Origin of the sequence: Thiomicrorhabdus sp. Milos-T2 (genome assembly GCF_000702325.1) — a bacterium.
Lineage (GTDB): Bacteria > Pseudomonadota > Gammaproteobacteria > Thiomicrospirales > Thiomicrospiraceae > Thiomicrorhabdus.
In genome coordinates this window covers 1,378,671-1,392,551 of the sequence record NZ_KL370891.1, presented here as the reverse complement: position 1 = coordinate 1,392,551, position 13,881 = coordinate 1,378,671, and the positions used below count along the sequence as shown (strand labels likewise).

General features: G+C 36.8%; 12 protein-coding genes. 7 read left to right on the top strand and 5 right to left on the bottom strand.

Annotated elements, in window-relative coordinates; genetic code table 11:
* Positions 1 to 34 precede the first annotated feature (34 nt).
* Positions 35 to 514, bottom strand: a complete 480-nt coding sequence (locus tag BS34_RS0106305; RefSeq protein ID WP_029407688.1) for a protein-tyrosine phosphatase family protein — start codon at positions 512 to 514, stop codon at positions 35 to 37.
* A gap of 192 nt (positions 515 to 706) precedes the next feature.
* A complete protein-coding gene (locus BS34_RS0106300) occupies positions 707 to 2,614 on the bottom strand; it encodes a bifunctional diguanylate cyclase/phosphodiesterase (RefSeq protein ID WP_029407687.1) in 1,908 nt (635 codons plus the stop codon).
* 321 nt (positions 2,615 to 2,935) lie between these two features.
* On the opposite strand from BS34_RS0106300, the gene BS34_RS0106295 reads away from it, so the two are divergent.
* Positions 2,936 to 3,145 (top strand): DUF3820 family protein, encoded by a 210-nt coding sequence (locus BS34_RS0106295; RefSeq protein WP_029407686.1) that lies wholly within the window; start codon positions 2,936 to 2,938, stop codon positions 3,143 to 3,145.
* 47 nt (positions 3,146 to 3,192) lie between these two features.
* Here BS34_RS0106295 and BS34_RS0106290 read toward each other — a convergent pair whose 3' ends face one another.
* Positions 3,193 to 3,447: a hypothetical protein gene (locus BS34_RS0106290; protein ID WP_029407685.1), complete on the bottom strand. Its 255-nt coding sequence runs from the start codon at positions 3,445 to 3,447 to the stop codon at positions 3,193 to 3,195.
* A 313-nt stretch (positions 3,448 to 3,760) separates the two neighbouring features.
* Between BS34_RS0106290 and BS34_RS0106285 the strand changes: the two genes are divergently transcribed.
* Both BS34_RS0106285 and BS34_RS0106280 read left to right on the top strand, forming a co-directional pair.
* Positions 3,761 to 4,093: a DUF1840 domain-containing protein gene (locus BS34_RS0106285; protein ID WP_029407684.1), complete on the top strand. Its 333-nt coding sequence runs from the start codon at positions 3,761 to 3,763 to the stop codon at positions 4,091 to 4,093.
* Positions 4,094 to 4,211: 118 nt separating this feature from the next.
* On the top strand, positions 4,212 to 5,486 hold the full coding sequence (locus tag BS34_RS0106280; protein WP_051640719.1) for a TlpA family protein disulfide reductase: 1,275 nt from the start codon (positions 4,212 to 4,214) through the stop codon (positions 5,484 to 5,486).
* Between the two features lie 96 nt (positions 5,487 to 5,582).
* Here the strand turns inward: BS34_RS0106280 and BS34_RS0106275 are convergent, their stop codons facing one another.
* Positions 5,583 to 6,629: an NADP(H)-dependent aldo-keto reductase gene (locus BS34_RS0106275; protein ID WP_029407682.1), complete on the bottom strand. Its 1,047-nt coding sequence runs from the start codon at positions 6,627 to 6,629 to the stop codon at positions 5,583 to 5,585.
* Between the two features lie 259 nt (positions 6,630 to 6,888).
* Here BS34_RS0106275 and BS34_RS0106270 point away from each other — a divergent pair, with 259 nt between their 5' ends.
* Positions 6,889 to 8,043: an IS4 family transposase gene (locus tag BS34_RS0106270; protein ID WP_051640592.1), complete on the top strand. Its 1,155-nt coding sequence runs from the start codon at positions 6,889 to 6,891 to the stop codon at positions 8,041 to 8,043.
* 250 nt (positions 8,044 to 8,293) lie between these two features.
* Here the strand turns inward: BS34_RS0106270 and BS34_RS0106265 are convergent, their stop codons facing one another.
* On the bottom strand, positions 8,294 to 9,169 hold the full coding sequence (locus BS34_RS0106265) for a delta-class carbonic anhydrase (RefSeq protein WP_029407681.1): 876 nt from the start codon (positions 9,167 to 9,169) through the stop codon (positions 8,294 to 8,296).
* A 563-nt stretch (positions 9,170 to 9,732) separates the two neighbouring features.
* Between BS34_RS0106265 and ppsA the strand changes: the two genes are divergently transcribed.
* The 3 genes from ppsA (at position 9,733) to BS34_RS0106250 (ending at position 13,875) form a co-directional block, all read left to right on the top strand.
* Complete coding sequence (gene ppsA, locus BS34_RS0106260) at positions 9,733 to 12,213, top strand: phosphoenolpyruvate synthase (RefSeq protein WP_051640718.1); 2,481 nt, start codon at positions 9,733 to 9,735, stop codon at positions 12,211 to 12,213.
* Positions 12,214 to 12,319: 106 nt separating this feature from the next.
* Positions 12,320 to 12,973, top strand: a complete 654-nt coding sequence (locus tag BS34_RS0106255; protein ID WP_029407679.1) for an oxygen-insensitive NAD(P)H nitroreductase — start codon at positions 12,320 to 12,322, stop codon at positions 12,971 to 12,973.
* A 176-nt stretch (positions 12,974 to 13,149) separates the two neighbouring features.
* Positions 13,150 to 13,875: an MBL fold metallo-hydrolase gene (locus BS34_RS0106250; RefSeq protein WP_051640717.1), complete on the top strand. Its 726-nt coding sequence runs from the start codon at positions 13,150 to 13,152 to the stop codon at positions 13,873 to 13,875.
* Positions 13,876 to 13,881 lie beyond the last annotated feature (6 nt).

Here is a 13,881-nt window from a genome sequence, read left to right as displayed (position 1 = left end):
TTAGTCATTCTCTTGAGGTATTTTGCAGAAGTCTTTAATAGTTTTTTACCAATTCACGTTGAATGTCGCATACAGGTACGTTTTTATCTTGTCGTCCTTCTTGTGCTAAACGGGTGGCTTCTTCAGCGGAATATCCAAACTCTTTCATTAAGGTGATGGCTACTGTTCCAGCTCGACCTCGTCCACCGTGGCAATGAATGGTGATGGATTTTCCGTGTTCAATTTTTTGCTTGAGTTGTTGATTGAATTTTTTGAGTTCTTCAAGATCTGGAATATCCATGTCCTTTACTGGAAAGTTGATGAATTCCATGCCATGTTTTTTACAGATACGTTCTTCTTCTAATAAACCTAACTTTGTAATTTCTTCTGGCAGTAAAAGGCTAATTACGGTATTTATCCCTTGAGATTGATAAAAGTTAATATCTTTTTCAAGTTGGCTATTATCTGGTTTTGGCATCATATAGATTTTAGCGTTATTAATTTCAATGATTTTATACAGCGGAGTAGGTTTCATTATGTATATCTTTGTGTGCGGAATAAAAGTGAATTTATTCTAACGATTTGAGAACAAAATACAATTTGCTTTGTGTCAGTAAATAACAACTCTGCATTAATCGATTTGAACTTGATATGTTCCTGAAGTTTAAACAGATTATAGAAGAAGCTAGTTTAACAATGTGGTTTTAAGCGTTTAAGATTTTGTTGTTTATATCTTATTAATTTTAAGTTTTTCAGTCATTTCTTCAAAAGGAATTGGTCTAGAAAAATAATAACCCTGTAATAAATCAACGCCTAAGTTTTGCAATAAATCGCAGTGTGCTTTAGTCTCTACGCCTTCGGCAACAATGGTTAAATCTAAACAATTTGATAAAGCAATAATCGCTGTGGTAATCGCTAAATCGTTTTTGTCTTCTGTAATATCTCTAATGAGAGATTGATCTATTTTAATTTTATTAATGGGGTAGGTTTTTAAATAACTTAAAGAAGAAAATCCTGTGCCAAAATCATCTAAAGATAAACCGATACCACTTTGCCTTATTTGTTGTAAAAGATTAATTGCTTTTTTATCTTTATCCATTAAATAACGTTCAGTCATTTCAAAGTCAATATAGTCGGTTAATTTTGCAGCTTCTATCAAGGCGATTAATTGACTAATATGCTGTGTAGTAAACTCCAGACCAGATAGGTTAATTGCAACCTTAAAATCCCTAAAGCCTTGCTCATGCCAGCGTTTTAAATCGGTGATGGCTTGAGAGACTACCCAATTTGTTATTTTTGAAATGACACCAATTTCTTCTGCTAATGGGATAAATGAATCAGGTGGAATAAAACCTTTTTCAGGATGGCGCCAACGAATTAGCGCTTCCATATAAACAATATCTTGCCCGTCAGAAGACATAATGGGTTGATAGTAGAGTTCAAAGGCTTCTTGTCTGATCGCTAATTTGAGCTCTGTTTCTAACCAAATGTTTTCCTTAATAGACTCTCTAATCTCCTCATCAAATAGAAAACAGACGTGTTTTTCTGGATTATTCACTTCAGATTTGGCAATCGTCATTGCCATATCGGTTTCTTTCAGAAGTTCGGAACCGTTATTTAATCTCGGTTCAAAACGAGTGACTCCAATACTAGCGGTTAAATTAAATTCTCGTTCGTCAATAATGTAGGGGGATGTAATAATGTTAGATAATTCATTAATCGTCGTGTTAAGTTCTTCTCGGTTCATGTTGGGGTTAAACAACAAGACAAACTCATCGCCTGAAATTCGAAAAAAAGCATCCTCATTTAGAAAGTATTGTTCAATTCGAGTTGATATTTTTTTAAGAAGACTGTCGCCAGTTTTATGGCCGTAACTGTCGTTAATGATTTTGAATCTATCTAAACCAAGTTGTAATAAATAAAAAGCCTTTTCTTGGTTTACTCTTTTTTCGAGTGTTTCTACAAGAGAGGCTCTATTTTTAATGCCGGTTAATACATCGTAATAAGCTAGATAGTCGAGTTTAGTTTCTTGAGCTTCACGTTTTAAGACGATTCCCACAATATACGCACATACATCTAAGACTCTACGATGAAATAAAGTTGGCACTCTTTCTTCAAAACTAGATAAGGCAAAAGTCCCTATAATTTCGCCTTGTTTTATACAAACGGGCATAGACCAGCAAGCGCCTAAATGAAATTCTTTAACTAGATTTTGAAGGTCGTCCCAGCGCTTATCATTTTGGGTATTAGTAACAAAAACAGGCATTTTTTGGTAAATGACGTTACCACAAGACCCCGTGAATGGACCTGGTTTTAATCCGTTTAAGGTCAGTATACCTTCAGGAGGTAGGCTGGGCGCGGCTTTAACATTTAAAACATCATTGGAATTGAGAAGCATGATACTGGCGATAGCATTTGGTACTAAGTTTTCTGCCATAATACAAAGTTTATCTAATGTTTTTTGAGTGTCTTGTTCAAGAGCAATACTTTCTAAAACTTCGCGTTGAAGCCCGTATAAGTGCTCTAATTGTTCAGTAGATAGGAAATCATCTTTGGGTATTGGACAAGTTTCGTCTCCGATGAGCAGCTTATCTAAGGTATCTTTATCACTAGTATTTTTTGACTTGGGTGACATCAATATAATCCTTATTGTTGATATCAGAGGTTTTTAATGTAGTGAAAATGTAAATCACTAGCATATAGCATTTTATATTAACGATTATAATAAGCATTATCAATTTATAATTTGATTTAATGATTGAGTCTTCGTATCTCAAGGTCTTTGTTTATAACCGAGCGTTATTTTTTTATCTGAAATTTGTGGTATTGAGCAAGAGGCGAGAAGTACGGTTGAATGATTAAAAAAGTTTATTTTAGAAGAATAAACTATTCTTGTAGACATCTTTAAGAGGATGCCTTTTTAGTAGAGGTTATCCATTGTTAGAAAAGTTAATTTATGAATCCAGAAAACTTAAAAAAACTAGTTGTTGTGACTATGCCTTATGGAAAATATGAGGGCAGAATTATTGCTGATTTACCCGGAAACTACCTTAATTGGTTTGCGCGAGAGGGCTTCCCACCGGGTAATTTAGGGCAATTGTTAGCTTTAATGCATGAGTTAGACCACAATGGTTTAAAGCCGTTGCTTGACCCCTTAAGATCTTGAGTTATTAAGGTAGTAAGTGCTTGATTGGAAAGAGACCTTTTTTAATATCAGCGATGTTTTTCAAGTTTGTGAAATTGCATCAAAATGATATTAAACAAAATGACATCTAAAATGATGTTAAAGAGTACGTAAAACGCCGTTTGGTAATGCGATAAAAAGAAGGGTAAGCCAATCGTTTGGATTAGATTAGAAACGATGATGTAGTTAAGTATAAATACAGGAATACTGAAAATAAGTGCTTTTTTAAATGCTCTTTTACCAGGTGAAGAGACTGGCTGTGTTGTTTCGATATTGCTTTCCATTTAAAAACCCTTATTTCGACTTCAATATATAATGATAAGTTTGTTCAGACTCTATTTTAGGGCATTAACAGCCTGTATTACTTGAAGAATAATGAATGTAAAAGCGTCTAATAAAGTAAATCCTTAAATTGGAGTGTAGTATTTACAAAAAGTTCGTTATCTGTTTTTTTGAGTACTTTTAGTGATTTAAGTTGATGATATATATACATGATTATTATATTTGAGTCGCTAAAATATAGTTTACACTGATTCTAAAGCGTTGAATTACACATCGTTGAATTACACATCGTTTAATAATACATGGAGAAAACCAATGTTAGTTACTTTTAAAACTAAAGCGCATGCAGGGGTAACGATGTTTGGTGATGTTGCCAGTTACATGATAAACAAAATGGGGCATAGTGGGACAATACCGAGTGCAATTTTAGCCGAGGATGTTCCTGAGGCGCTTGACCTTTTAACGAAAGCAATTAAAGCCAATTCTGCGACCTTTACTGAAACCAATAACAGTGCATGGGATGATGATGCCTCAAGTATAAGTCAGCAAAGCCGGGCAATGCCCTTAATTGAACTATTGAAGGCTGCCGCTGAAGAGAAGTGTGATGTTATGTGGGATAAAGCAAGCGCAACTGAGCCTGGCATTTAGATTTCTAAACTGATAAAAGATCGTTGCTAACGATAGATTAATTAATCGGCTAAATATTTGAAAGACGATTTATGTTTATAGCGATAGGGAAGTTTAGCTTTTTTTAAGGAATTTAACAGTGCGTATTTCGATTAGTTTCATTAGTCTGTGGTTTTGCCTTTCTTATGTTCAGGCAAGTGAGGATATTAATTTACCATTAGATTCGGGTGAAGAAGTAACCGTTAAGGTCTATCCAGCAACCTTTTCTGAACCTAAGAAGCCAATCTTAATTTGGTTTACAGAAGGTTATTCAAGCCGAAAACCGTTTAAAAAATTGATCTCTGAATTTAATGATTTAGGCTATGAGTTTTGGCAGGTTGATCTTTTGGATTCTTATTTTTTAGAACGAACACCAACTAATGTACGCAGATTAAGTGGAGAAGGGGTGGCTGCCGTATTGGAATATGCCACTAAGCAAACCAATAAAACTGGCAAGTTTTTTGTACCGATTAGTACAGGACGAATGAGTTTAATTTTATTGCGTGGCAGTCGTTTATGGCAGTTAAATGAGCATCCTAATCATGGTGTTGGTAATCTTAAACAGGTGGTGACATTTTTCCCTAATTTTTTTGATGCGCCAAAAAAAGCAGGTGATGCTCCCAGATTATTTCCTATTGTTGCTTCAACGAGTTTACCGATTACCCTTGTGCAACCTAGTGAAGGTACTTATAAATGGAAACTTCCGCATATTATTAAGGCATTGGAGTCTGGTAACAGCCAAGTGACGGTTGCTTCGGCAGCAAATTCAAGAGATTGGTACTTTTTACGACGTGACCCTTCTGATTTAGAAAAACAGGAGGGTGAAAAGATTTCAGAACGTTTTGAAACCTGGTTAAAAGCAGGTCAGGTATCTGCTGCGCAAAACTTTAAGCCTGCAGTTAACTTGCAAACTACAACGGCAACAATGAGTGTTAAAGGGTTAGTTCCTATTGATAAACGCATAGCGCCTAATTTTGAGTTGAGCGACGTGCAAGGTAATAAAATTCATTTAAAAGACAAACGTGGAAAAGTAGTTTTGCTTAACTTTTGGGCAAGTTGGTGCCCGCCTTGCGTTAAAGAGATTCCTTCTATGAATCGTCTTGCTAAAAAATTTAAAGTGGATGATTTTGAGATTGTCTCTGTTAATTTTAAAGAAACTCCTGAGACCATTAAAGCGTTTTTAAAGAATGCGCAGGTAGACTTTCCGGTATTAATTGATTTAGATGGAAAGGTCTCAAATCAATATGAAATATTTGCGTTTCCGAGTTCTTTTATTATTGATGCTCAAGGTAGGTTACGTTATTCAGTGAATTCAGCGATAGAATGGGATAAATCACAAGTAAAACAAGTGCTTAATACCTTAATTAAAAAGTGATTTCTAAGTTAACAGGCCTGGTAAAAATAAGGAGTGATGGCATACACTCCCTTATTGAGACGTTTTGAAAATTTGAAGATTTAAAGAGTCGAAGAATTAAGGTGATGGATAAGTGTATTTTTGATGAATTTGCTCCAACTCTACAAGTAGTTCGTTGTTTAACGTGGTGTGAATCGAGTTAATGTTCTCTTCAAGTTGTAGCATGCTGGTTGCACCAATAATGTTGCTGGTAACAAAAGGGCGGGTATTAACATAACTTAATGCCAGTTGCGTTAAAGAGAGACTATGCTTTTGAGCTAAATCATAGTAGGCCTGAATCGCCGCTTGTGCTTGAGGGTTTTGGTAGCGATCAAAACGTGGAAATAGTGTTATTCTGGCATTATCAGGTTTTTGGTTGTTTAAATATTTACCACTTAATTCACCAAATGCCAGCGGTGAATAGGCAAGTAAACCAACATGTTCTTGATGTGAAATTTCAGCTAACCCTACTTCATAACTTCGGTTTAACAAGTTATATGGATTTTGTACCGATACAATTTTTTCTAGCCCCATCTCTTTTGCTAATTGAATAAATTTCATAGTTGCCCAGGCGGTTTCATTTGATAAGCCTATGTGGCGAATTTTACCTGCTTTTACTTGTTGTGAGAGAGCTTCTAAAGTCTCTGCCATGGGGGTTAAATCTTGCGGAGATTCTTTTGGTGTTTCAAAACCTAGTTGCCCAAAATAGTTGGTTGGACGTTCAGGCCAATGTAGTTGGTATAAGTCAATATAATCAGTTTGTAAGCGGCTGAGAGACTGATTTAAGGCTGTTTCAATGGTTGTTTGATTAAATCGAGTCTTGCCCTTACGAATATGTTCAACAAATTCACCAGGTCCCGCTATTTTTGAAGCCAAGACCACCTCATCACGGCGGCCAGTTTTGGCAAACCAGTTACCAATAATTTGTTCAGTTGCACCGTAGGTTTCTGCTTTAGGTGGTACAGAATAAAGTTCAGCAGTATCCCAAAAATTAACGCCTTGGTCTAATGCATAATCCATCTGCTCAAAGGCTTCTGCTTGGGTATTTTGTTGACCCCAAGTCATCGTACCTAAACAGATTTTACTGACTTTTATGGAAGTGTTTCCTAATTGGCTGTACTGCATATGACTCTCTTTAAACGTATTGTATTTGGCATGATTTAGAATTTTATCATAGTACAAAAATTAGATAATGACAGGTTTTAAAGACGCGGATTAAAGTAATAAACGTAAAATAAGAGTTAATGAAAAAACGCTTTTAACTTACCAGGCCTGGCACTAGTGTCCGGAATAAATATTAAAAGCCTTGACAAAAAAGCCGTAACTCCTAGGATAGAAGTATTTCCACCACGAAATAGACTTCAAAAACAATGAGATTACGGCTGTGTTTAACTCTACCCGATTTGCCCAATTTTTAAAACCCATTCGTACCACTTTTCAATCACTTGTTCATCAATATCAAACCGACAAACACGCCAAAGGGTTTAGTAGCTGGAATCAATTAGTCGCGATGATGTACGCACAACTTAGTGGCACTAAATCATTACGCCAGTTGGTTGAAGGGTTTAACGCCCAATCCTCTCACCACTACCACTTAGGCGTAAAAGAGCTGAAACGCAGCACATTATCTGAAGCAAACCGTAAACGCTCTGCTGATGTCTATCAAGCACTTTGCCAACAACTCATGGCTGGTGTGAATCGACAATTACGAAAAGAACTCCACGCTTTTACCTATCTAATAGACTCTTCTCCAATTCAACTGCTCGGTAAAGGTTTTGACTGGGCAGTACAAGGTTCTCGAGTCACAGGCTTTAAGCTGCATATGCAACTAGAACTATCCAACCAAGTCCCTGTTTGTTTTGAAATCACACAGGCCAATATTCCTGATATTACTCAAGCACGAGAGTGGAATTTAGAACCAGGTTCAACCTATGTGATGGATAAAGGGTACTTAGACTACCTCTGGTGGAAAAAGCTCAATGATCAAAAAATCAAGCTGGTCTGTCGTTTGAAAAAAAGAGCGGCAATTACCGTCATACAATCCTACGAACTCGATGAAAAAGCCCCTCATATTCTTGAAGACCAATGCATTGAGTTTAGTGGTTCAAGCCAGAAAAAACGTCTTGGTCAATTCCAGATGCGCCGTGTTGTTGTCAAACGTGACGATAATAAAGGTGAATTGGTATTGATTACCAATGACTTCGAGCGTTCAGCTCAAGAGATTGCCCATCTATACAAGCAACGCTGGCAAATTGAATTATTTTTTAAATGGATTAAACAACACCTCAAAATCAAAAGCTTCATTGGCCAAAACAGTAATGCTGTTCGTATCCAAGTGCTATCAGCCCTTATTGTGTATCTATTGATTAAGCTTGAACAGATGAAAAATAAGTCAGCAGAACCGTTGAGAGTAACGTTTTGGCGGCTTGCTCATGGGTTGTTTGAAAGACCTATTCAGCAGAGTGAATACTTTAGGCGAAAACAACAACGGGAAGAGTTTAAGAAATACCAACTTCCGCTATGGGAGGCTGGTATATGAATTGTGGTACTGAAATATTATTCCGGACACTAGTGCCAGGCCTGGTAACTCAATAGCGAGTTCAAAAATGATGTTAATTTTGACGGGGATTGTGGGTTTTATTCGAAAGGATTAAGTGATTTATTTAAAAAAAGAGACAAGAGGAAGGTTCGTTTAAAGAGTTACCTAACTCAAAGCATGAGTTAGGTAATGTGTTCGTATGTGTTCGCTAAAAATAGTTAACCAATTTCTAGTTGAACTTTTTTAACACTTATTTAATTTTAGAAAGCAAATCAGGGTTAGTGACTAAATTTCTTACGCCGTGAGCGTGATCTTCTTTAAATACGTTACCTTTACACCATTGAGCAACACTTTCAATGTTCACTTTAGCGACCTTAGGACGAACACTCCAGGTGACTTGGAAAGGTGAACCTTTCTCGTTATAACCAGGTCCGGTTGTTGAGCCAGCATATTGAACAGGCGTGCCTGTGTTAGTAGGGATATTTAATGCCTGTTGCTGACCATTCTTAATGCCATATTTAGTTAACGCATTAAAATCGAGTGCATTCTTGTCGTTAACAAGCACATAAACTTGACCTTCAACGCGAAGTTGTGGGTTTTTAATGGAATCACTTAAACAAGAACCTAAGGTTGGGCCTGGTGTGACTTGCGCTGATGAATACACATAGTGCACTTCAATCGTATCCCCAGGGTATAAGCTTCCGTGAGCACTTGGGCAAATTTCGTTATGAACCTTTTGAGTTTCTTTTGCGGTTAACTGACCAGAATAAGCATATCCACTTAAGTAGCCATGACCATCGCCATTACCTGCAAACTTAATGAACTCTCCACCTTTGTGCTCGGCATTTTTATGAAAGTGAATGTTACATAGGTTCATTTGGCTTGCGGCAGGTGCGGTATTAAATGCAATATGGTTGTTTCCTGCTTTAGAATCTATATCTCGTGGAGCTTGTGGGCCAAAGCCTTTTCCGTGAGTGCTTTCTGCTAATTCTGCGCGTTGTTCAGCAATAACTTCATCACTTACTAAAGCATGATGCCCTTCGTGGTGATCTTCGTGATGACCTGTTGTCGTACAAGCCGGTAATATTAAGGCTGCAGAAAAGGCTGCTAAAAGTTTAGTATTCAATTTAATGCTCCTGATTAAGATTAAAAGAGATATTTTATGCTTTTTAATTTTTGTGTTTTGTAAAAGCTAAAAATGACCTAAAGTTGGTTGCCGTCATTTTTGGTGCTTCAAAGTATATACAGTTTTAGTTTTGGGGGTACTTAATATAAATTATCGAGCATAAATAAAACTTATGACAATATGTTTATGATTTATAAAATCTATGTGGATTTTTTATCTGTCACATTAATTTATAGAGGTTTGCTTGATTATAGATTTGTTAATTTTGAGTGTCTTGATTAGCGTTATTTTCTTTTGAAATTAAGCGTTAATTTGATGTTTTTCTTTAATAAATCCTAAAATTTGGGTTAATTTTAGAATCTTTTTTTGTAAATATCGTCTTCTAAATAGGTTTGGTTTTAGTTTTTGTTTAGTTGTAACCTTATGAATTTATTATATAAAGGCTATAACTTAAGTGTTTTCTATAGTAAGTATTGTAAATATCAATATTCAAAAAGGTTTGTGGTTGAAAAAAAACGGTAATCTAGCGCTGTAACAAATGATTATTAAATCTGGAGAAGGTTATGACGTCAGAATTACAATTTGTAAATAGTTCGTATATCCGATTTTTTTCACAAGTGGGTATAAATGATATTCAGTTGGTAGGAGGTAAAAATGCTTCTTTAGGAGAGATGTATCAAAGTTTGGTTCCGCAGGGTGTACCTGTGCCAAATGGCTTTGCTATTACCTCTGACGCCTATAACGTTATTCTTAAAGAAAATGATTTATTAGAGCCACTGCATTCGATTTTAGATGCGCTTGATGTTGAAAATACACAAGCGCTACAAAAGAGCGGTGCAAAGATTAGATCATTAATCTATAACGCAGGGTTACCTAAAAGCTTATATGACGAAATGGTGATGGCCTACAGAACCTTGACCGATTCACTTGGTGAAAATTTTTCATTAGCCGTTCGCAGTTCAGCTACAGCAGAAGATTTACCAACCGCTAGTTTTGCTGGTCAACAAGATTCGTATTTAAATATTTCTGGAATAGATGATTATATTGATGCTTGTAAGCAGTGTTTTGCAAGTTTGTTTAATGATCGCGCAATTCATTATCGTGCTGAACAAGGCTTTGATCATTTTGATGTTTCTTTGTCTGTTGGAGTTCAACTCATGGTACGTTCAGACTTAGCGTCTTCTGGAGTAATGTTTACAGTAGATACCGAAAGTGGTTTTGAAGACCTTATATTAGTTACCGGAGCCTATGGTCTGGGTGAAAACGTTGTGCAAGGTGCTATTGAACCCGATGAATTTTATGTACATAAGCCCACTTTTAAAAAAGGCTTTAGAAATGTCTTAAAACGTCATTTAGGGTCGAAAAAAATCAAAATGATTTATGCAAGTGACGCTAAAAATGGTGATGAAAGTCATGAATGCATTGAAAATGTGACCACGCCTTTAGAGCAGCAACAGGTTTTTTGTATTAGCGATCAAGAGGTCATGAGGTTAGCGGAATATGCCATTAAGATTGAAGATTACTATTCTAAGCATGCGGGTGTGAATCGCCCGATGGATATTGAATGGGCCAAAGATGGCATAACTGGCGAAATCATGATTGTGCAAGCTCGTCCTGAAACAGTGGTTTCTCAGAAATCCGGTGGGTTCTTAAAACAGTATTCATTACAGGAGAATCGTCCAGAAGCTTTAGTAAAAGGTAGAGCCGTGGGGAGCCGAGTGGCTAGTGGTAAAGCTAGAGTGATTGAATCAGCGGAATTTTTGCATGAATTTCAAGAAGGTGAGGTGTTAGTTGCTGATATGACCACCCCTGACTGGGAACCGATAATGAAAAAAGCTGCAGCGTTAGTTACCAATCGTGGAGGTCGTACTTGTCACGCCGCTATTATTGCCCGTGAGTTAGGAATCCCAGCCGTAGTTGGTACCGAAAAAGCCACGGATTTAATTAAAAATGGTGCCGCTTTAACGGTTTCTTGTGTAGAAGGGGATGAAGGTCGGGTTTATGATGAAATTTTACAATTTACGGAAACAGAAATAGATATTGGTGATTTAACCTTGCCTAAAACCAAAATTAAAATGAATTTAGGCAATCCTGAACAAGCTTTTATTGTTAACAAAATTCCTAATGAAGGCGTCGGTTTGGCACGTATGGAATTTATTATTAGCAATAGTATTAAAGTTCATCCACAAGCTTTATTAAATCCACATCAAGTAACTGACACGGCTGTACAAAAACAAATTACCGAAATTACGGCAGGCTATGAGAGTGGTCGAGAGTTCTTTATTGATAAGTTATCAGAAGGCATTGCGAGTATCGCCGCGGGATTTTATCCTAAAGAAGTTGTATTAAGGTTATCTGATTTTAAGACCAATGAGTATGCAACCTTAATAGGCGGTGATGTTTTTGAAGAAGATGAAGAAAACCCAATGCTTGGCTTTAGAGGTGCCGCTCGCTACAACGATGCTCAATACAAAGAGAGTTTTGCTTTAGAGTGCGAAGCGGTTAAACACGTTAGAGAAAACCTAGGGTTAGAAAATGTGGTGATTATGATTCCATTTTGCCGAACGGTGGAAGAGGCCGCACTTGTTATTGACAACTTAGCCATGAATGGACTTAAACGAGGAGAGAATGGCCTGAAAGTCTTTATGATGGTTGAGTTACCCAGTAATGTGCTATTAATGGATGAATTTTCAGAATATTTTGATGGTTTTTCCATAGGAACTAACGATTTGACTCAGCTTGTATTAGGGGTTGATCGTGATTCGCACAAAGTGGCATTTGAATATGATGAACGCAATGCGGCGGTTAAAAAGATGGTTAAAATGGCCATTGACGGTGCTCAACGAAATAACAAACCCATTGGTATTTGTGGACAAGCACCATCAGACTACCCAGAATTTGCAGCCTTTTTAGTCAAAGAAGGCGTTTCATCAATGAGTCTAAACCCTGATTCGGTTTTAGACACCATTCCTATTGTTTTAGAGGCTGAAGAAGAGATAACGCTCTCTAATAAAGTTTTATCCTTCTTTTCTAAAGTAGGTTAAGCCATTAATTAAGGTATCTCATACCAGGCTAGGTGTTTTTTTACACTTAAGCCTGGGTTTTTATTATCATATCAACAACTCAAAATAGACCTAAGGAACCCAAAGAATGAGTATTGTTGAGGTAGCAAAAAAACGATATGCAACCAAAAAATTTGATGCGAGCAAGCAAATTTCTGATTCTGACTTTACTCAGATTAAAACCTTATTACGTTTAAGTCCTTCTAGTATTAACTCCCAACCTTGGCATTTTATTATTGCCGATTCAGCCACCGGTAAGCAACGCTTAGCGAAAGGTACTGAGGGTGCATACAGTGCTAACCATCCCAAAATTTTAGCCGCTTCTCATGTGGTTTTATTTTGTGCTAAAACAGACATTACCGACGAGTACTTACAATATATAACGGATCAAGAAGATAAAGATGGGCGCTTTTCTAATCCAGAAGGTAAAGCTATGGCTTTAAAAGTTCGTGGTTTTTATTCTGATTTACACCGTAAAGAGTGGCATGACGTGCGCTGTTGGACAGAAAAGCAGGTTTATCTCAATATTGGGAACCTGCTTTTAGGAGCGGGCGCTTTAGGGGTTGATGCCGTCCCTATTGAAGGTGTGGATTTAGAGGTGCTAAATCAAGAATTTGACTTAGCCAACAAAGGTCTTACCGCAGTAGCTATTGTGGCATTAGGTTATCAATCCGATGAAGACTTTAATGCAAAACTACCTAAATCACGCTTACCTGAAGAGGTTTTGTTTACTCATTTATAATCAAATAGCTAAATAGACGAATAAAACAAATATGTCATCACGGGTTTCTTCAGTAATTAACCAGGCCTGGTAGAATTTAAAATATTGATTTGTTGTGGGTTAACCCTTTAGGTCTTTGCAAAGGTCTCCTGGAGAGGCTTACGTTAACCTTCAATTTTATACGTAGTGAGAATAGGTTGCAAAATACAGAATTTGAGTTAGTGGTTTTAGGAACTGGAGCAGGAGCATCTTCTGTTTATCATGGTTTGGCAAGTAGTAGTTTTATGCTACTTCATAAGAGTAAACCGTTCTGTTTGGTCGATTTAGGTTTAGGCGTTGGCCATAAGGTTATTCAATATTTTGGTGAGTTTCCTCAACAAGTGATTATTACTCATAATCATTCAGATCACTCAGGTGACTTGCCGGTTGTTTTAAGGGTTGAGCACGCAAAGGGTAATAAAATAAATGTTTTAGCGGCTAAAGAGGTTTCTAAACGTTTACAAGCTTATCGTATAGCTGAACACTTTCAGCAAATTTCTGCTGAACAGCTGGCCGATTGGTCAGAAATTGAACCTTATCAGCCTTTTAAATTGGCTTTTGGATTGTCGATTGAATTTTATCAAGGCGTTCACTCTGAGCTCAGTTACGGTTTTGTATTACGAGATGCCAATGGCAAAGCGCGCTTGGGTTATACCGCCGACAGCTGCGTAGATCAAAGTTTATATAAATTTGTTCAGCAAGCTGATGTGTGTATTTTAGATGCAAGGGCTAATCGAAACGCTTGGCATGCTAGTTTTGGTGAATTAAAAAATTATTTACGACCCAATACCTATATTATTGGGCATGGTTTAAGTTCTACTGATGCAAAAGAAGTTTTAAACTTTTATCCACTATTAGTAGAAGAACAGCGGCTTAAATTTTGATTGTCG